Consider the following 17,213-nt stretch of genomic DNA (forward strand, 5'->3'; position numbering starts at 1 on the left):
GTGTCCGGGGCTCCCTTGGCGTTTGCCAAAGGGATAGCGCTGCTCAGCCCAGGCTGTCCACCAGATCTGCCAGCCCGCCCAGATCGGCGATTTCGGTATATCGCGGGCTGTGCGCTGGCGCTTCGGCATGCTCCACCTCCCAGACCAGCCCATGCGGCACATAGGTGCCCCAGCCTCCGGCCTCGATCGGCGCCACCACATCAGAGCGCATGGAGTTACCAACCATCATCGCACGATCTGCACCGTCGCCATGGCGTGCGAAGATGTCCCGGTACACATCCGGTGTCTTCTCGGACACCACCTCAACCCCGTCAAACAGCTCCCCAAGGCCTGACTGAGCCAGCTTGCGCTCCTGATCCAGCAGGTCGCCCTTGGTGATCAGCACCACCTTGTAGCGCCCTGCCACAGCCTCCACCGCTTCCCGCGCATGCGGCAGCAGCTCGATCGGATAGGACAGCATCATCTGTCCCGCGGTGATCAGCTCCTTGATCACGGCCGCGGGCACCCGCTCACCGGTCACTTCGATCGCAGTTTCGATCATCGACAGGGTGAAGCCCTTCACCCCGTAGCCATAGCGCCCCAGGTTGCGTTTTTCGGCGTCCAGCAGCTGCCGTTCCAGCTGCTCCGGCCCAATGTCCGCGGGGGTGTGATCCTGCAGCAATTCGGCAAACCGTTCCTGCGTGACGCGGAAGAACCGTTCATTGTGCCAGAGGGTATCGTCGGCATCAAAGCCGATTGTTGTCAAATTAGGTGTCAATCTGCGGGTCTCAGTCTCTTTTCCTGAACAGCTAAGAGGCTATATAAGCGTCACAGGAAATTCCATGCACCACTGGATCAAATTGCTCATGCCGCTGCAGCCCTTGATGATGACTGATCATTCAGACGACGACACGGAATCCGGCGTCCTCACCAAGACGCGGCCCAAGACCAAGCGCCCGCCGCGCTACAAGGTGCTGCTGCTGAATGACGACTACACCCCGATGGAATTCGTGGTGATGGTGCTGGAACGCTTCTTTGGCATGACCCACGCACAGGCGTTTGAAATCATGCTGACGGTGCACAAGAAGGGCGTTGCGGTGGTTGGCGTGTTCAGCCATGAGGTGGCGGAAACCAAGGTCGGCCAGGTGATGGATTTCGCCCGCCGCCACCAGCACCCGCTGCAGTGCACCATGGAAAAAGAAGAATAAAGAGGCCCTTAGATGTCTGTACGCTTGTCACTGGCCGCCCAATCGGGCGGCTTTGCTGTTCCGCCTGAGGGCCGCATCGCCGTCTTCCATCCGCGCAGCGAGCATGATCTGTCGGCCCTGCCCAAGGATCAGGTCTTGGTCATCCAGCCGTTCCGCCCGGACCATGATCACTTCGCCGCCCAAGGCTACGCCTGCGCCCCGTCGCTGGAGGCCGGCGCGGACTATGCCGCTGCCGTCGTCTTCCTGCCGCGGGCCAAGGCGCTGGCCCGGATGCTGGTGGCGCAGGCTGCTGCCGCCACCCATGGTCAGGTGCTGATCGACGGCGCCAAGACCGAAGGCATTGATTCGCTCCTGAAGGACCTGCGCAAGCGCTGCACACCCTCGGCGCCGGTCTCCAAGGCGCATGGCAAGATTTTCTGGATCGAGGGCGGCACTGATCTGTCCGATTGGCTGCCCGACGGCCCGCAGCAGGTCGAAGGCTTCATCACCGCCCCCGGCGTGTTCTCCGCAGATGGTATCGACCCGGCTTCCCGGATGCTGGCTGCAGCCCTGCCGCAAAAGCTGGGCCGCTGCGTCGCCGACCTGGGGGCGGGCTGGGGCTATCTCTCAGCGCAGGTGCTGAAGCGCGAGGGCGTCGAGGAACTTCATCTGGTGGAGGCAGACCATGCCGCGTTGGCCTGCGCCCGCCTGAATGCCGCCGATCCGCGGGCGCATTTCCATTGGTCTGACGCCCGCAGCTGGAAGGCACCTTGCGTGGTGAACACCGTGGTGATGAACCCGCCGTTCCACACCGGCCGCGCCGCGGAACCGTCGCTGGGGCAGGCCTTCATCGGCGCTGCCGCCTCCATGCTGGCCGCCAGCGGCAGCCTGTGGATGGTGGCAAACCGGCACCTGCCCTATGAGACTGCACTGGCCGAACGGTTCGCCCAGGTACGCGAGGAGGGTGGCGACAACCGCTTCAAGATCCTGCATGCGGCCAAGCCGAAGCGCAGGCGCAAGTAACCGCGGACCCGGCGCAATGGCGGTTTCCAAACCGGCAGGCGCGGTCTAACGTGCGGGCCAAATGCTATAGGGGAGTACCCTTTTCATGTCCTTTTCCATTTCCGGCAAAACCGCCATTGTGACCGGTGCCGCCAGCGGCATCGGCCTTGCGATCGGCAAGCAGTTTGCCGATGCCGGCGCCAATGTGATGTTTGCCGATACGCATGAGGCGCAGCTGGTCGATGAACTGGGGGAACAGGCCGACGAGAGCAACATCCGCTATTTTGCCGGCGATCTGCGCGAGCGTCTGACCATTGCCAACCTGCTGTCAGCCACCATTGACGCCTTTGACGATATCGACATTCTGGTCAATGGCGCCCGCCAGGTTGTGGCAACCGATGCGCTGGACCCGCAGGATGAAACTCTTGATCAGCTTTTGAACCAAAGCCTGCTGCCGTCGGTGCGCCTGTCGCAGCAGGTGGCAAAACGGATGATCAAGCAGGGGGAGGAACGCGAGGGTGACGGCCCGTTGGGCAGCATCATCAACCTTTCTTCCATCGCCGCCCGCCGCACCCACCCGGAGCTGATGGCCTATTCCGTGGCCTCTGCCGCACTGGATCAGGCAACCCGCTCCCTGGCTGTAGCGCTGGCGCCGCACCGGATCCGCGTGAACTCCATCGCCTTCGGGTCCGTGATGAGCGCCTCGATGCAGGCGACACTCAAGGAAAACCGCAGCTTCCGGCAGGATATCGAGGCGCACACCCCGTTGGGTCGGGTCGCCTCTCCCACCGAACTCACCCAGACCGCCCAGTATCTCGCCTCCGACGCCTCCGGCTTCATGACCGGGCAGGTGCTGACACTGGACGGCGGCCGTACTTTGCTGGACCCGGTGTCCGCGCCGATGCACTGATTGGAAAGACCTGTGACTGCTGAAATGAAAGACGAGAAGGCCCAGGCGGCTGCCTGGTTCCGGGAATTGCGCGACCAGATCGTTGCGGCCTTTGAGGCGCTGGAGGACACCCACAGCGAAGGCCCGTTCGCGGATATGGAGCCGGGCCGGTTCGAGGTGACGGAAACCAAGCGGACCTCGGACGACGGTTCCGACGCCGGCGGCGGGCTGATGAGCGTGATGCGCGGCGGACGGGTGTTCGAGAAGGTCGGCGTCAACATCTCTGAGGTCTACGGTATCCTGGGCGAACGCGCCCAAGCCGCGATGGCGGCGCGCAAGGGCATTCCGGGCATGAGGGACGACCCTAGGTTCTGGGCCTCCGGCATCTCGCTGGTCGCCCATATGCGCAATCCGCATGTGCCCGCCGTGCACATGAACACCCGCATGTTCTGGACCCCGCACGCCTGGTGGTTCGGCGGCGGCTCGGACCTGAACCCTTGCATCGAATACGCAGAAGACACAGCGCATTTTCATGGAGCCCAGAAACAGCATTTGGACCCGCACGGCGCAGAGCTCTACCCGCGGCTCAAAGAATGGGCGGATGAGTATTTCTACATCCCCCACCGCAAGCGCGCCCGCGGGGTGGGCGGCATCTTCATGGATGACCAGAACTCTGGTGACTGGGCCGCGGATTTTGCCCTGACCCGGGACATCGGCCGCGCCTTCCTGCCGGCCTTCGTGCCGCTGGTCGAAAAGCGCCGGGTGCAGGACTTTGACGAGGCGGACAAGGACGCCCAGCTGATCCACCGCGGCCTCTATGCGGAATACAACCTTGTTTATGACCGCGGGACCAAGTTCGGTCTGGAAACCGGCCATGACGCCAACGCGGTTCTGATGAGCCTGCCGCCTCTGGCCAAATGGGTCTGAACCGCAGGCAGCCCTGAAGCTGACAACGCGCTGCTTAAAAGCGGCGCGATTTTTCTTGCGGCGGATTTACGCTGATCCGAACCCTTTGGGGCGCGACATTGCGCCGCCCTGCACTAAGATGAAACGCAACAGGCAAAGAAAAGAGCAGCATTCACACAGCGAGGCAGGGAGCACATCACATGCGCAGACTGGTTCTTGGGGCATTGGCACTGGCATTGGCGGCGGGCTGCGGCGGGCCGCCGGAGAGGGACACCAGCACCCCGGCAGTCACCCGCACCGAACCGGCCAATTCGCGGCTTGCCGGGCTCTCTACCTATCCCCGCTTCGGCGACCGCGACCCGCATGACTGGGAAGGGCGCAAACCCTGGTCCTACCCGGTGCACGGCATCGACGTCTCGCGCTATCAGGGTACCATCGACTGGAACAAGGTGCGCCGCTCTGGCGTGTCCTTTGCCTATATCAAGGCAACCGAAGGCGGCGACCACACAGACGCCAAGTTCCGCGAAAACTGGCGCGCCGCGCGTGCCGCGGGGCTGAAACGCGGCGCCTACCACTATTACTACTTCTGCCGCCCGGCAGCGGAGCAGGCGCGCTGGTTCATCCGCAATGTGCCCAAGGACGCAAACGCGCTGCCGCCGGTGCTGGACATGGAGTGGAACCACCGCTCCCGCACCTGCACCACCCGGCCAGGCGGTGCCAAAGTGCGGGCGGAGGCGCGCAAGTTCCTGAACATCCTGGAACGCCACTACGGCAAGCGCCCGGTTGTCTACACCACGGTGGATTTCTACCGCGACACCGGCATCGGCAGTCTTGGCGGCACCGAGTTCTGGCTGCGCTCCGTCGCGGGCCACCCGCAAAAGGTCTACCCGGGCAAGGCCTGGAGCTTCTGGCAGTATTCCGGTACTGGCGAGGTGCCCGGGATTGCGGGCGACGTCGATCTCAACACCTTCCGCGGCAGCCCCGAAAGCTGGCTGAGGTGGTCCGGGCAGATCTGACGCCGGGCAGGGGGCTTTGCCCCCTCGCGCCCTGGGCGCACACCCCGCCTGGATATTTTCAGCCGGATGAAGAGCGGATCCTTAATTCATCTGGCCCCAAATATCCCGGAGCGCGAGGCAGCGCCTCGCTTCAGGCCTTCCAGTCGAAGAAGCCCTTGCCGGCCTTCTCCAGCAGCTTGGCCGCCATCTCCCGGCCCAGCTCCGCACCGTCCTCGACTGCACAGGTCTGGTCGTCACTGATCGCTTCCGAGCCATCCGGCCGCAGCACCTCGCCGCGCAGGCGCAGAGTGGTGCCGTCCAGCTCCGCCAGCCCCGCAATCGGCGTCTCGCAGGAACCATCAAGCGCCGCCAGGAACGCCCGTTCCGCCGCCAGGCGCTGACCCGTCTCATGGTCATGGATCGCCGCCAGCATGTCGCCTGCGCGGCTGTCGTCCGCGCGCCGCTCGATGCCGATGGCGCCCTGCGCCACCGCGGGCAGCATGTCGCTGGTCTCAATCGCGGTGGCAGGCACATCGTCCATCGCCAGACGGTTCAGGCCCGCCATCGCCAGGAAGGTGCACTCCGCCACGCCCTCGGACAGTTTGCGCAGGCGGGTCTGCACATTGCCGCGGAACTCCACCACCTTCAGGTCCGGGCGGCGATTGAGCAGCTGCGCCCGGCGGCGCAGCGATGAGGTGCCGACCACCGCGCCCTCCGCCAGATCATGCAAGGACTTCAGCGCAGGGGAAATAAACGCATCCCGCACGTCCTCGCGCGGCAGATAGGTGTCCAGCGCCAGCCCCTCCGGCTGCGCGACCGGCATGTCCTTCATCGAATGCACCGCGATGTCGATGGCACCCGACAACAGGTCCTCTTCGATCTCCTTGGTGAACAGCCCCTTGCCGCCCAATTCCTTCAGCGGCTTGTCCGCTGCAATCAGCGCCTGATTGTCGCCGGTGGTCTTGATCACCACGATCTCGAACGCCTCCTGCGGCAGATCAAAGGCCGCGGCCAGGCGCGCGCGGGTCTCATACGCCTGGGCCAGCGCCAGCGGCGATCCGCGGGTGCCAATCTTCAGGGGCGAAGCGGGGGAGGGCAGGGTCAGTGTCATGCAGAAAGCCATAAATCAGTTTGCATCCCGGAGGAAACCGGTTTTTGCGCATCTCCCACGGGCCGGGCGCGCGGGCCTTGACATAGGACAAGGCGCAACCGCGCCGGGCGCGGCACATCGCCCCTGCTCTTGACATTCCGCCTCTCAGGCATGACCTCAGGAGCCAGCTGACAAAGAGGATGACCATGGCCGGACAAAAGAAGCTGCTGCGCGCATTGGCGGGTGAGAAACAGGATGTGCCGCCTATCTGGATGATGCGCCAGGCGGGCCGCTACCTGCCGGAATACCGCGCCACGCGGGCTGAGGCCGGGGATTTCCTGTCGCTCTGCTACAATTCCGATCTGGCTGCCGAAGTAACGCTGCAGCCGATCCGCCGCTACGGCTTTGATGCGGCGATCCTGTTTGCCGACATCCTGCTGATCCCGCAGGCGCTAGGCGCCGACCTGTGGTTCGTGACCGGCGAAGGCCCGCGGCTGTCGACCATCACCACCGAGGCGGATTTTGCCAAGCTGGGTCCGGCCTCCGACATCCACGAGACGCTGAACCCGATTTACGAAACCATTCGCATCCTGTCGCGCGAGCTGCCGTCCGAAACGACGCTGATTGGCTTTGCCGGCGCACCTTGGACCGTAGCAACCTACATGATCGCTGGCCGCGGCACCCCGGACCAGGGGCCCGCCCACGCCTTGCGTGAAGAAAACACCGCCCTGTTCGAAGCACTTCTGGCGCGCATTACCGAGGCGACCATCGACTACCTTTCCAAGCAGATCGAGGCCGGCGCCGAAGTGGTCAAGATATTCGACAGCTGGGCCGGCTCGCTGAAGGGCGAGGCGTTCCGGAAATACGCGCTGGAACCCTGCCGCCAGATCACCGCAGCGCTGAAGGAGCGCCACCCGGGCATCCCCGTTATCGGTTTCCCGCGCGAAGCGGGTGAAAAATACGTGGGTTTTGCCAAGGCGACCGGCGTCGACTGCGTGGCGCTCGACAATGCGGTTGATCCGGCCTGGGCTGCCGCCAATCTGCAGGTGGACGGCTGCGTGCAGGGCAACCTCGCCTCCCGCCACATGGTGACCGGCGGGCAGGAACTGGTGGACGAGACCCGCCGCATCGTCGAGGCCTTCAGGAACGGCCCGCACATCTTCAACCTGGGCCACGGCATCACCCCGGATGCCAATCCGGACAACGTGCAGCTGATGATCGACACCGTCCGCAACGGCTGATCTTGTGTTAGCCTGAAAGATGCGGCAATAGCCGCATCTTCGGATACATCCAGAGGTCTCACGATGGACTACAGCAGAATGGGCGGCGCCCGCATGGGCAGCAACAAGCCCCGCCACGCGGAACATAACGCCAAGGGCACCAAGAAGAACCCTTTTGGCAAGCAGGCGGACAAGACCGAACTGCTCAAGCGGATGAAAGCTGCGGCTGAAAAGGCCAAGAAAGAAGACTGACCCTACTTCCGGGCCAGTTCTGCCAGGATTTCCTCCGTGTGCTGGCCGCGCCGGGGGATCTCCGGCGGTGTCCATTCCGGCTGGCTGGAAAACCGCGGGGCAGGGGCGGCTTGCAGCACACCGTCTGCCTCCACCCAGGTGCCGCGCGCATTCATTGGATGCGCCATTGCCTCCTCCGGGTTCAGCACCGGGGCCACACAGGCATCTGATCCCTCGAACAGCGCCGCCCAGTGATCGCGCGGCTGGCTGGCAAAGATTCCGGCCAGGCGGCCGGTCAGCGTGGGCCAAAGCGCCTTGTTGAACTGCTGCTGGAACTCGGGATCCTTCGACAGCCCCAGCTTCTCCAGAAACAGCGTATAGAACTTCGGCTCCAGGCATTGCACGGAAACATAGCCGCCATCGGCACAGGCATAGGTGCGGCACCAATGCGGCCCGTCTAGCAGGTTTGCTCCACGTGTGACGCCAAAGTTCCCGGCCTGGCGGATGCTCATCAGCAGGTTCATCATATGGGCTGACCCGTCATAGATCGCGGCATCCACCACGCAGCCCTCGCCGGTGGATTTAGCCTTGAGAAGACCTGCCAGCATGCCCGCCACCAGATACATCGCGCCGCCGCCGATATCCCCCACCAGCGTGGCAGGTGTCAGCGGCGCATCGCCGGGGTTCGAGGCGTACCACAGCGCGCCGGACAGCGAGATGTAATTGAGGTCATGTCCCGCTGCATGGGCCTGCGGGCTGTCCTGGCCCCAGCCCGTCATCCGGCCATAGACCAGGCCTGGGTTCACTGCATGGCACTCTGCCGGCCCGAGCCCCAGCCGCTCCATCACGCCAGGACGGAAACCCTCGATCAGGCCATGTGCGTTTTTGGCAAGTTTCAGGAATGTTTTGGCTCCGTCCGGGTCCTTCAGGTCCAGCATTACCGACCGCTTGCCGCGGTCCAGCAGCGAGGTTTCAGGCATTCCCGGTGCACGGGCCGGTGTACGGGCGGTGTACGGCCGGTGCACGCAGATAACCTCCGCCCCGAGGTCCGCCAGTGTCATCGCGGCAAAAGGGCCAGGACCCAGCCCTTCAACTTCCAGAATGCGGATCCCTTGCAGCATATGGTGCCCCTGTTTGCGGTGTTCGGTTCCGGCCAGTCTGCGGCGGCTCAGGCGTTTCGGGCAAGCTGCTGGCGGAATTTCCGTGGCGGCATTCCGGTACCATTGGCAAAGACCCGGCTGAAATGGGCGGGATCGTTGAAGCCCAGCTCATAAGCGATCTGAGCGGCGGTCAGGTTTGTGTAGATCAGCAGCCGCCGTGCCTCGCGCAGAACGCGGGCCTTGATCAGCGCAGAGGCGGACTGCCCGGTTGCCTGATGGGCAATGCGATTGAGATGGGTGGCGGAAACGGCCAGTTCGCCGGCATAATCCGCAAGCGTGCGGCGCTGGCGGAAATCGCGCTCCACCAGTGCCTCAAAGCGTGCAAATAAGGGGCTGGCCAGCGAATGTGACGCTGCATCCTGATCGTCGGCAATGGCGCGCGCCGCCGCAGCGGTGAGTGAAAGCGCCAGCCCGCGCAGCATCTGGGCGTGGCCAAAGTCCCGGCAGCCGTATTCACGGTAGAGCTGCTCTGCAAGGTTTTGCAATCCGGCAGGCAGCGGCAGCACAGCGGGCAGGTCCAGCCGCGCGCGTAGCCCCTCACTTGGAAACAGGTTCTGATCCAGGAACTCAGAAGCGAGGGTCATGACCCAGCCTGAGGTGCAGGGGCCAAAACTGAAGCCATGCACCACGCCGCGGGGCACATTGACCAGGCAAGGCGGGGCAAGGGAATGGCTGATTCCGTCAATTTCAGCCCTGCCGCCGCCTTCGCTCAGAAGCAAAAGCTGATGCAGCCGCGCGTGACGGTGCGGCCGCAATTCCCAGTCGTGCAGCTCAGAACGGGCTCGGATCGTCTCAATATGCAGCACATCGGCCAGTTCGGCTGTTTCGCCGAACAAGTTGTAGCTATCTATCCGAGGTTTGGGCGTCATGTTCGAAATGTACAGGAAATGACGCGCTTGGTCCATTCGCAAGCCTGGGCGGCCATCGCATAATCTTTGGTGCACGAATGCAGAAAGCAAACAGGGGAATGCGCATGTCCACGCATCAGACGCAGGTTGTCATCATTGGCGGCGGGCCTTCGGGGCTGCTGCTGTCGCAGCTCTTGCACTGCAAGGGGATCGGCTCGATCGTGCTGGAAAAGCATACCCGGGAGCATGTGCTGGGCCGCATCCGGGCAGGGGTGCTGGAGCATGGTTTCGTCAACCTCATGCGCGAGGCGGGCTGCGGCGCCCGCATGGACCGCGAGGGGGAGATCCACGAAGGTTTTCTCATCGCCCATCAGGGACAGTTGGACCGCATCGACCTGGCAGGCCGCACCGGCGGCGACACGGTGGTGGTCTACGGCCAGACTGAAGTGACCCGTGACCTGTATGAAGCGCGGGACGCAATGGGCGGCACGGTCATTCACGAGGCGCAGAATGTGCAGCCGCAGGCCCTGACCGAAGCGCGCCCCTTTGTGACTTGGGAGCAGAATGGAGAGGCGCAGCGGGCCGAATGCGATTTCATCGTTGGCGCCGACGGGTTCCACGGGGTCAGCCGCAAGTCGATCCCGTCTGAGGTGCTGAAGGAATATGAGAAGGTCTACCCCTTTGGCTGGCTGGGGGTACTGTCAGAGACACCGCCAGTGGCCGAAGAGCTGATTTATGCACGGCATGAGCGCGGTTTTGCCCTGTGCTCGCTGCGCAGCCGGGTGCTGAGCCGCTATTACATCCAGGTGCCGCTGACCGACCGCGTGGAGGATTGGAGCGATGCGGCGTTCTGGGAGGAGTTGAAGCGGCGGCTGCCCGCGGACGTGGCGGCGGGCCTGCAGACCGGCCTGTCGATCGAGAAATCAATCGCGCCGCTGCGCAGCTTTGTGGCCGAGCCGATGCGCTATGGCAATCTCCTCCTGGCAGGCGACGCGGCCCATATCGTGCCGCCTACCGGTGCCAAGGGGCTGAACCTGGCGGCGTCAGACATCCACTATCTCTACCACGGTTTCCTGGATCACTACCTGAAGGGTGACAGTACCGGGCTGGACGCCTATTCGGAAAAGGCGCTGGCGCGGGTTTGGAAGGCGGAGCGGTTCAGCTGGTGGATGACCAACCTGCTGCACAGGGCGCCGGAGGGGTCGGAGACCGACCTGAGGCTGCAAAGGGCGGAACTGGATTACCTGTTTTCCTCAGAAGCAGCACAGGTCTCGCTGGCTGAGAACTATGTGGGGCTTCCTTACTGACTGCTGTGGAGGACTCGCTTTATTACTCGAAAGCAGGGGCTCCCGTGCCTTGTCAGTGCATCGAAGATGCCCGGCCAAGCCTTGGGTCTGGCGCCGCGCAGAAGCGCGGCGCGGCAGTGCGCCTTGCGCGCTGCCTGGCCCAACGCGGCTCAAGGTCCGGCGTCAGCCGGCCGCCAGGGCAGGGGCGGGAGCGCCCCAGGCGACCGTCAGCTTCCGGCTGCTTCCGCGCGGAGCCTCAGCTAGATCCAGCAACGCTGCGCCGAAATCTGCAAAGGAGATTTGCGAGTTGCCCTCAGCATCCGTGACCAGCGTGTCAGTTCCAAAGCGGTAGCTGCCGGTCTGCGGCCCTTCTGCCAGCATCGCGGGCGGGCGGAGGCAGGTCCATTGCGCTTCGGTCTCTGCGTCCAGCAGGGCGTCCTGTGCGGCGCAGGCCTCGGCGATTGGGCGGACGCCATCGGGCAGGAAACCCGGTGCAGTCAGCACCGTATGGCCGCTGCCATCTGCCAGCTTCAGCGTCGCGGCGCCGCCGGTCACCAGTGCGGGGATGCCTGCCTGCCGTGCAGCAGCCAGTGCGGTGCGGGTCAACGGTACCAGATCTGCCTCGCGTCCTGCAGACGGGCGCAGGGCGCTGATCACCAGGTCATGCCCCTTGGCAGCTGCGGCCGCAGCGTCAGGGTCTTTCAGCAGATCCAATGCAAACGGTGTGACATTCGGGCTGATGGCGGCCAGCGCCTGCGGCTGGCGCGCCACTGCGGTCACGTGGTGGCCACGGGATACTGCCGCTTTCAAGGCTGCGCTGCCTACGTCGCCGGTGGCACCGAAAAGAATGATTTTCATGACGCTCTCCTGGTTGTCTTGATGTCGAGATATATAGCCATAAATCTTGACGTCAAGATAAAACTGCCCGGCTGGGTGCTTATGGCCGCCGCGGGCTTGGCAGGGCGGGGCAGGGCGGCTAGGTCTGAAGGGAACCGCAACGGAGCGCCAGGGAGGCCCAGCCTATGCAGATGAGTGACCAGAAAGAGATCGCCGCCGATCCGGCAACTGTCTATACAGCGCTGCTGACGCCGGAGGTGCTGCAGGCCTGCGTGCCCGGTGCGCAGGAGGTGACCGGCACGCCGGAAGACGGCTTTGAGGCCACGGTCACCCAGAAGGTCGGGCCGGTCAAAGCCACTTTCAAGGGACAGGTCACGCTGTCGGATCTGATTGAAAACGAAAAACTGACCATCTCCGGCGAAGGCAAAGGCGGCGCGGCTGGATTTGCCAAGGGCGGTGCTGTCGTGACTTTGGCGCCGTCTGAAACCGGCACGCTGTTGTCTTATGACGTTGAAGCTAAGGTCGGCGGCAAGCTGGCGCAGCTGGGCAGCCGGATCATTGACGGCTTTGCCAAAAAGATGGCGGATCAGTTCTTTGCCAATCTTCAGGCGCATCTGGCGCCGGAAGATGAAAACCAGGATGGCGATGCACCGGAAGAGGGTGAGGAAAAGAAGGGCTGGTTCAGCAAGGTGACAGGCCGCGGCTAACCCCTGCACTGGCGCACAGTTCATTCTGCGGCGTGATCCTGCGGGCAGGGCTGGCAGGCGCGGCAAACCGCCGCTAGGGTGGCCGGGATTTGAGACCATCCCGGAGGCACCATGGCGGCGATCCTGTCTATCCGCGATCTGCGCAAAACATACGATGGCGGTTTCCAGGCGCTGAAAGGCGTTTCTCTGGAAATTGAAGAGGGTGAAATTCTTGCCCTGCTCGGCCCCAATGGTGCGGGCAAGACCACGCTGATTTCAACTATTTGCGGCATTACCACCGCGACCTCCGGGGTTGTCAGTGTGGGCGGGTTCGACAATGTCGGCCAGTTCCGGCAGGCGCGTGCCCTGATCGGTCTGGTGCCGCAGGAGATCACGCTGGAGCCCTTCACCAAGGTTCTGGATACTGTCACGTTTTCCCGAGGCCTGTTCGGCAAGCCTGCCGATCCTGCGCTGGTGGAGGAGGTCTTGCGCAAACTGTCGCTGTGGGAGAAGCGGGACAGCCGGATCATGGACCTGTCGGGGGGCATGAAGCGGCGGGTGCTGATTGCCAAGGCGCTGGCGCATGAGCCGCGCATCCTGTTCCTGGATGAGCCGACCGCGGGCGTTGACGTCGAGCTGCGCAAGGACATGTGGGAGATCGTCTGGGAACTGAAGGCGGACGGGGTCACCATCATCCTGACCACCCACTACATCGAGGAAGCCGAAGCGATTGCCGACCGGGTCGGTGTGATCACCGGCGGCGAGCTGCTGCTGGTCGAGGAAAAGGAGCAGTTGATGGCCCGAATGGGGCAGAAACAGCTGGAGGTGCAGCTGACTGCACCGGTCGAGGTTATCCCCGCGGCGCTGGCGCAGCACAATCTGCAGATCGTCAACGGCGGTGATGCCTTGCTTTATACCTATGACACCCGGGCGGAGCGCACCGGTATCACCACGCTTTTGAACGACGTGGCGGAGGCAGGGCTGGTGCTGGCGGATGTGCAGACCCGCGAATCCAGTCTGGAAGATATCTTTGTCGGCCTGGTTTCGGCTGGCGCGGCGTCGGAGGATGCAGCATGAACTGGACAGCAGTAGCCACCATCTACAAGGCGGAAATGGCGCGGTTCTGGCGCACTTTTCTGCAAAGCTTTATTTCGCCTGTTCTGTCCACCTCGCTCTATTTCGTGGTGTTCGGCAGCGCCATCGGCAGCCGCATCCAGGAGGTTGACGGGGTCGAATACGGCGCCTTCATCGTGCCGGGGCTGGTGATGCTGTCGGTGATCACGCAGAGCATCTCCAACGCATCTTTCGGGATCTACTTCCCGAAATTCATCGGCAATATCTATGAGATCCTGTCGGCGCCGATCAACTTCCTGGAAGTGGTTGCGGGGTTTGTCGGCGCGGCGGCGACTAAGTCGCTGTTTATCGGCACGGTGATCCTCTGCACGGCCTCGCTGTTTGTGGATCTTTCGGTCCAGCATCCGCTGGCGATGGTGGCGTTTCTGGTGCTGACCTGCCTCAGCTTCTCACTGATGGGGTTCATTATTGGAATCTGGGCCGGGAATTTCGAACAGCTGCAGCTGGTGCCGCTCCTGGTGGTGACACCGCTGGTGTTCCTGGGCGGGTCATTCTACTCGATCTCTATGCTGCCGCCGGTCTGGCAGACGATCACCTTGTTCAACCCTGTAGTCTACCTGGTCTCCGGCTTCCGCTGGGCCTTTTTCGGCCAGGCGGATGTGCCTGTGCTGCTGAGCCTTTGTGCCATTGGAGGGTTTACTCTCGCTTGCGTGGGCGTGATCTGGTGGATCTTCAAAACGGGCTGGCGCATCCGCGCGTGACCCGGCGCTGATGCACGATGTTGCGCCTGTAGCCAGTTCCGAGCGTTAGCACGGTGCTGGCTCCGCGGGAGGCAACAGCTGCAAGCCGCTGACCTTAGTGGCTGGCAAGCAGCCGTGCTATTTGCCGTGCGCAAACCAGCGTTGCAATTATGCCCGCGACTGTGCGGTTTTTGCATTTCACGCCAATTCCCAAGACCGCGCACCTTGTTTCACCCCGGGCGGCCCTCTACATCGGCGCCATGAGATTTCACCTGCCTTTCCTGAAAAGACAGCCGCTGGTGGCAGTGGTTCGCCTCAATGGCGCTATCGGAATGCCCGGGCGCGGCTCCCTGAGCGATGCAGCACTGGCCCCGGTATTGGAGCGTGCCTTCCGCAAGGGCAAGCCCGCCGCCGTGGCGCTGGAGATTAATTCGCCCGGAGGCTCGCCGGTGCAAAGCTCGCTGATCGGCGCCCGCATCCGGCGGCTGTCGGAAGAGCTGGAAGTGCCGGTCTATGCCTTTGTCGAAGATGTTGCCGCCTCTGGCGGCTATTGGCTGGCGGCGGCCGCGGATGAAATCTGGGCCGACGCTAGTTCCGTTCTGGGTTCAGTCGGGGTTATCTCTGCTGGATTTGGGGCGCATGTGCTGCTGGCCCGCCAAGGGGTGGAGCGGCGGGTTTATACCGCGGGTGAGAGCAAATCGATGCTGGACCCGTTCCGCCCGGAAAACCCTGAGGATGTGAAGCGCCTCAAGGTGATCCTGAACGACATCCACGCCAATTTTATCGACCACGTCACCGAGCGCCGCGGCTCCAAGCTGCACAGCGAAGAGAGCCTGTTCACCGGCGAAATCTGGCTGGCGCGCCGGGCCGAGGAACTGGGGCTGATCGACGGCATCGGCCACTTGAAGCCCAAAATGCAGGAACGGTTTGGCGAGAAGGTCCGCTTCCGCCGCTATGGCCTGAAGAAACCGCTGCTGAGCCGCTTTGGCATGCAGGTCGCGCAGGATGCGCTGGCCGGGATCGAGGAGCGTGCCGAATACGCGCGTTTCGGTCTCTGACGTGCTGTTCAAGATCGTTGCAATCTTTCTGGTGGTGATGGCTGTGCTGGCGATGTTCGGCAAGCTGCGGTTTCCCGGCCAGAAGCAAATAAATTCCAGGCGCTGCCCGTCCTGCGGCCGCTTCAAGATCGGCAAGGGGCCGTGCGCCTGTAAGAAGGGGGATCGTGGCAAATGATGCCATGGCTGTATTCGGCGCTTGGTTTGGTCATCCTGCTGCTGGCGGGAGACGCGCTGGTGCGTGGTGCGGTGAACCTCAGCCTGCGGCTGGGGGTTCCTGCGCTGATTGTCAGCCTGACCATCGTCGCCTTCGGCACTTCGGCACCGGAGCTGCTGATCGCCATCAGTGCCGTGCATGAGGGTGCTGACGGCATCGCAATGGGCAATGTGGTGGGCTCCAACACTGCCAATATCCTGCTGGTGCTGGGCATACCGGCCCTCATGCGTGCATTGCACACCAGCGAATGCAGCACACGCAAGAACTATATCTTCATGCTCGGCGCGTCGGTGCTGTTCATCGGCCTGGCCTTTTGCGGCACTTTCACCATCTGGTCCGGCCTGATCCTGCTGGCCGCGCTGTCCGTGGTGCTGGGTATCGCCTTCCGCGAGGCGCGCAACCACCGCCGTAACGGCAAAGGCAATGGCTGCGCCGCTGATGCGGATCTGGAAGAGATCGAGGAAGCCGACCCTGACATGCCCTATTGGCGTGTCTGTATCTACCTGCTGCTGGGACTGATCGGCCTGCCGCTGGGCGCGGACTTGCTGGTGGACAATGCCAGCATCATTGCGCGCACCTACGGCATCAGCGAAACGGTCATCGGCCTGACGCTGGTGGCGGTCGGCACCTCGCTTCCGGAGCTGGCCACCACTGTGATGGCGGCGCTGCGCCGCCAGGCGGATGTGGCGCTGGGTAATGTGATCGGCTCCAACATGTTCAACCTGCTGGCTATCATAGGCATCGCCACCTTTGTTGGCCCGATCAGCGTGGATCCGGAGTTCCTGCAGTTCGATCTTTGGGTGATGCTGGGGGCCTCGCTGCTGCTGATCCCCTTTGTCTTTTTCAAACAGGACATCACCCGGATTTGGGGTGTAATTCTGACTGCGCTTTATCTGGCTTATATGGCCGTCCTGTTTTAACTGTTTCTCTGCATTTTCAGCAGGGAGGCACAGATGCGGGCATTGGTGACCGGAGCGGGCAGGCGGCTGGGGCGTGCCATGGCTTTGGAGCTTGCGGCGCAAGGATACGATGTCGCTATCCACTATGCCTCTTCAGCTGATGAGGCTCAGGATACGGTCAATCATATCCGTGCAAAGGGCTGCCAGGCGGTCGCGTTGCAGGCGGACCTGCTGGAAGAGGACCAAGCCCAGGCGCTGCTGCCGCGGGCAGCGGACGCGCTGGGCGGTCCGGTTACCTGCCTGATCAACAATGCCTCCGTGTTCGAGCATGACACACTGGCCACGGCCACCCGCGGCAGCTGGGACCGGCATTTGGACAGCAATTTGCGGGCGCCGTTTGTGCTGCTGCAAGCGATGGCGGCGCAGGACGTTCCGGTTGACTTGGATGCTGCCGGCGAGCCGCGAGCCTGGGGCCTGGCAGTCAATATGATCGACCAGCGGGTGCGCAAGCTGACACCTGAATTCATGAGCTACACCCTGGCCAAATCAGCGCTGTGGACGCTGACGCAGACGGCGGCGCAGGCGCTGGCTCCGCGGATCCGCGTCAACGCCATCGGTCCAGGCCCGACCCTGCAAGGGCCGCGGCAGAGCGCGGAGCAATTCGACCGCCAGCGTAAGGCCACTATTTTGCAGCGCGGCGCGGATGCGGGGGATGTTACCGCGGCTCTTAGCTATTTGCTGCAGGCAAAGGCCGTGACGGGCCAGATGATCTGCGTCGACGGCGGTCAGCACCTGGGCTGGCAGACCCCGGACAGCGACGGTCTTGAGTGACGCAAACGCCGGGAAAACCGTCCCTTTCGCTGCAAGTTTTGCACCGGCTCACCTATCGTCACGGAAGCGTTACAAAAGTGC

The 17,213-nt window shown here is 63.3% G+C and carries 20 protein-coding genes; 15 read left to right on the forward strand and 5 right to left on the reverse strand.

Translation table 11 applies throughout. The annotated features are described in order from the left end of the window. Positions 1 to 43: 43 nt before the first annotated feature. The gene (locus GC1_RS11110; RefSeq protein ID WP_036762323.1) at positions 44 to 757 is read right to left on the reverse strand and encodes an HAD family hydrolase; all 714 of its coding nucleotides are present in this window, start codon (positions 755 to 757) and stop codon (positions 44 to 46) included. Positions 758 to 863: 106 nt separating this feature from the next. On the opposite strand from GC1_RS11110, the gene clpS reads away from it, so the two are divergent. From clpS to GC1_RS11135, 5 genes are all read left to right on the forward strand, one after another. Next, on the forward strand, positions 864 to 1,187 hold the full coding sequence (gene clpS, locus GC1_RS11115; RefSeq protein WP_036762377.1) for an ATP-dependent Clp protease adapter ClpS: 324 nt from the start codon (positions 864 to 866) through the stop codon (positions 1,185 to 1,187). A gap of 12 nt (positions 1,188 to 1,199) precedes the next feature. After that, positions 1,200 to 2,189 (forward strand): methyltransferase, encoded by a 990-nt coding sequence (locus GC1_RS11120; protein ID WP_019297175.1) that lies wholly within the window; start codon positions 1,200 to 1,202, stop codon positions 2,187 to 2,189. A gap of 85 nt (positions 2,190 to 2,274) precedes the next feature. Continuing rightward, complete coding sequence (locus GC1_RS11125) at positions 2,275 to 3,078, forward strand: SDR family NAD(P)-dependent oxidoreductase (protein WP_019297174.1); 804 nt, start codon at positions 2,275 to 2,277, stop codon at positions 3,076 to 3,078. Between the two features lie 12 nt (positions 3,079 to 3,090). Then, on the forward strand, positions 3,091 to 3,984 hold the full coding sequence (hemF, locus tag GC1_RS11130; RefSeq protein ID WP_019297173.1) for an oxygen-dependent coproporphyrinogen oxidase: 894 nt from the start codon (positions 3,091 to 3,093) through the stop codon (positions 3,982 to 3,984). 179 nt (positions 3,985 to 4,163) lie between these two features. Next, on the forward strand, positions 4,164 to 4,979 hold the full coding sequence (locus GC1_RS11135; RefSeq protein WP_019297172.1) for a glycoside hydrolase family 25 protein: 816 nt from the start codon (positions 4,164 to 4,166) through the stop codon (positions 4,977 to 4,979). A gap of 130 nt (positions 4,980 to 5,109) precedes the next feature. Here the strand turns inward: GC1_RS11135 and hemC are convergent, their stop codons facing one another. Next, positions 5,110 to 6,069: a hydroxymethylbilane synthase gene (hemC, locus tag GC1_RS11140; protein ID WP_029204908.1), complete on the reverse strand. Its 960-nt coding sequence runs from the start codon at positions 6,067 to 6,069 to the stop codon at positions 5,110 to 5,112. A 185-nt stretch (positions 6,070 to 6,254) separates the two neighbouring features. Between hemC and hemE the strand changes: the two genes are divergently transcribed. Both hemE and GC1_RS22690 read left to right on the forward strand, forming a co-directional pair. Beyond that, complete coding sequence (hemE, locus tag GC1_RS11145; protein WP_029204907.1) at positions 6,255 to 7,289, forward strand: uroporphyrinogen decarboxylase; 1,035 nt, start codon at positions 6,255 to 6,257, stop codon at positions 7,287 to 7,289. 63 nt (positions 7,290 to 7,352) lie between these two features. Then, positions 7,353 to 7,520 carry a hypothetical protein gene (locus GC1_RS22690; protein WP_019297169.1) on the forward strand — a complete coding sequence of 56 codons (168 nt, stop codon included), beginning with the start codon at positions 7,353 to 7,355 and terminating at the stop codon, positions 7,518 to 7,520. Positions 7,521 to 7,522: 2 nt separating this feature from the next. Here the strand turns inward: GC1_RS22690 and GC1_RS11155 are convergent, their stop codons facing one another. Together GC1_RS11155 and GC1_RS11160 are read right to left on the reverse strand one after the other, a co-directional pair. Next, positions 7,523 to 8,620: a CaiB/BaiF CoA transferase family protein gene (locus tag GC1_RS11155; protein WP_019297168.1), complete on the reverse strand. Its 1,098-nt coding sequence runs from the start codon at positions 8,618 to 8,620 to the stop codon at positions 7,523 to 7,525. A gap of 47 nt (positions 8,621 to 8,667) precedes the next feature. Further along, positions 8,668 to 9,564: a helix-turn-helix domain-containing protein gene (locus tag GC1_RS11160; RefSeq protein WP_019297167.1), complete on the reverse strand. Its 897-nt coding sequence runs from the start codon at positions 9,562 to 9,564 to the stop codon at positions 8,668 to 8,670. 68 nt (positions 9,565 to 9,632) lie between these two features. Between GC1_RS11160 and pobA the strand changes: the two genes are divergently transcribed. After that, positions 9,633 to 10,814 (forward strand): 4-hydroxybenzoate 3-monooxygenase, encoded by a 1,182-nt coding sequence (pobA, locus tag GC1_RS11165; protein ID WP_029204906.1) that lies wholly within the window; start codon positions 9,633 to 9,635, stop codon positions 10,812 to 10,814. A gap of 162 nt (positions 10,815 to 10,976) precedes the next feature. Here the strand turns inward: pobA and GC1_RS11170 are convergent, their stop codons facing one another. Further along, positions 10,977 to 11,651, reverse strand: a complete 675-nt coding sequence (locus tag GC1_RS11170) for an NAD(P)-dependent oxidoreductase (protein WP_019297165.1) — start codon at positions 11,649 to 11,651, stop codon at positions 10,977 to 10,979. Positions 11,652 to 11,815: 164 nt separating this feature from the next. On the opposite strand from GC1_RS11170, the gene GC1_RS11175 reads away from it, so the two are divergent. The 7 genes from GC1_RS11175 (at position 11,816) to GC1_RS11205 (ending at position 17,132) form a co-directional block, all read left to right on the forward strand. Further along, a complete protein-coding gene (locus GC1_RS11175; RefSeq protein ID WP_019297164.1) occupies positions 11,816 to 12,337 on the forward strand; it encodes a CoxG family protein in 522 nt (173 codons plus the stop codon). A gap of 111 nt (positions 12,338 to 12,448) precedes the next feature. Further along, positions 12,449 to 13,393, forward strand: a complete 945-nt coding sequence (locus GC1_RS11180) for an ABC transporter ATP-binding protein (RefSeq protein ID WP_019297163.1) — start codon at positions 12,449 to 12,451, stop codon at positions 13,391 to 13,393. Continuing rightward, positions 13,390 to 14,151, forward strand: a complete 762-nt coding sequence (locus GC1_RS11185; RefSeq protein ID WP_019297162.1) for an ABC transporter permease — start codon at positions 13,390 to 13,392, stop codon at positions 14,149 to 14,151. Before GC1_RS11180 ends, GC1_RS11185 begins: the two co-directional genes overlap by 4 nt. A 239-nt stretch (positions 14,152 to 14,390) precedes the next feature. Beyond that, on the forward strand, positions 14,391 to 15,188 hold the full coding sequence (locus tag GC1_RS11190) for a S49 family peptidase (RefSeq protein ID WP_029204905.1): 798 nt from the start codon (positions 14,391 to 14,393) through the stop codon (positions 15,186 to 15,188). Then, positions 15,160 to 15,363, forward strand: coding sequence for a hypothetical protein (locus GC1_RS22695; RefSeq protein ID WP_152610542.1), 204 nt, complete (start codon positions 15,160 to 15,162; stop codon positions 15,361 to 15,363). Before GC1_RS11190 ends, GC1_RS22695 begins: the two co-directional genes overlap by 29 nt. After that, positions 15,360 to 16,322 carry a calcium/sodium antiporter gene (locus GC1_RS11200; RefSeq protein ID WP_019297159.1) on the forward strand — a complete coding sequence of 321 codons (963 nt, stop codon included), beginning with the start codon at positions 15,360 to 15,362 and terminating at the stop codon, positions 16,320 to 16,322. The genes GC1_RS22695 and GC1_RS11200 overlap by 4 nt, the downstream gene beginning before the upstream one ends. A 33-nt stretch (positions 16,323 to 16,355) precedes the next feature. After that, complete coding sequence (locus GC1_RS11205) at positions 16,356 to 17,132, forward strand: SDR family oxidoreductase (protein WP_019297158.1); 777 nt, start codon at positions 16,356 to 16,358, stop codon at positions 17,130 to 17,132. Positions 17,133 to 17,213: the final 81 nt, after the last annotated feature.

The sequence above is a fragment of the Leisingera sp. ANG1 genome (assembly GCF_000203975.2).
In the GTDB taxonomy this organism is placed as follows: Bacteria; Pseudomonadota; Alphaproteobacteria; order Rhodobacterales; family Rhodobacteraceae; genus Leisingera.

Bases quoted from the DNA above. Each gene is read 5' to 3' on its own strand.
- pobA (WP_029204906.1), top strand. From the start codon at position 9,633: ATGTCCACGCATCAGACGCAGGTTGTCATCATTGGCGGCGGGCCTTCG.
- GC1_RS11170 (WP_019297165.1), bottom strand. From the start codon at position 11,651: ATGAAAATCATTCTTTTCGGTGCCACCGGCGACGTAGGCAGCGCAGCC.
- GC1_RS11185 (WP_019297162.1), top strand. From the start codon at position 13,390: ATGAACTGGACAGCAGTAGCCACCATCTACAAGGCGGAAATGGCGCGG.
- GC1_RS11200 (WP_019297159.1), top strand. From the start codon at position 15,360: ATGATGCCATGGCTGTATTCGGCGCTTGGTTTGGTCATCCTGCTGCTG.
- GC1_RS11190 (WP_029204905.1), top strand. From the start codon at position 14,391: ATGAGATTTCACCTGCCTTTCCTGAAAAGACAGCCGCTGGTGGCAGTG.
- hemC (WP_029204908.1), bottom strand. From the start codon at position 6,069: ATGACACTGACCCTGCCCTCCCCCGCTTCGCCCCTGAAGATTGGCACC.
- GC1_RS11155 (WP_019297168.1), bottom strand. From the start codon at position 8,620: ATGCTGCAAGGGATCCGCATTCTGGAAGTTGAAGGGCTGGGTCCTGGC.
- clpS (WP_036762377.1), top strand. From the start codon at position 864: ATGATGACTGATCATTCAGACGACGACACGGAATCCGGCGTCCTCACC.
- GC1_RS11125 (WP_019297174.1), top strand. From the start codon at position 2,275: ATGTCCTTTTCCATTTCCGGCAAAACCGCCATTGTGACCGGTGCCGCC.
- GC1_RS11180 (WP_019297163.1), top strand. From the start codon at position 12,449: ATGGCGGCGATCCTGTCTATCCGCGATCTGCGCAAAACATACGATGGC.
- GC1_RS22690 (WP_019297169.1), top strand. From the start codon at position 7,353: ATGGACTACAGCAGAATGGGCGGCGCCCGCATGGGCAGCAACAAGCCC.
- hemE (WP_029204907.1), top strand. From the start codon at position 6,255: ATGGCCGGACAAAAGAAGCTGCTGCGCGCATTGGCGGGTGAGAAACAG.
- GC1_RS11205 (WP_019297158.1), top strand. From the start codon at position 16,356: ATGCGGGCATTGGTGACCGGAGCGGGCAGGCGGCTGGGGCGTGCCATG.
- GC1_RS11175 (WP_019297164.1), top strand. From the start codon at position 11,816: ATGCAGATGAGTGACCAGAAAGAGATCGCCGCCGATCCGGCAACTGTC.
- GC1_RS11120 (WP_019297175.1), top strand. From the start codon at position 1,200: ATGTCTGTACGCTTGTCACTGGCCGCCCAATCGGGCGGCTTTGCTGTT.
- GC1_RS11135 (WP_019297172.1), top strand. From the start codon at position 4,164: ATGCGCAGACTGGTTCTTGGGGCATTGGCACTGGCATTGGCGGCGGGC.
- GC1_RS11160 (WP_019297167.1), bottom strand. From the start codon at position 9,564: ATGGACCAAGCGCGTCATTTCCTGTACATTTCGAACATGACGCCCAAA.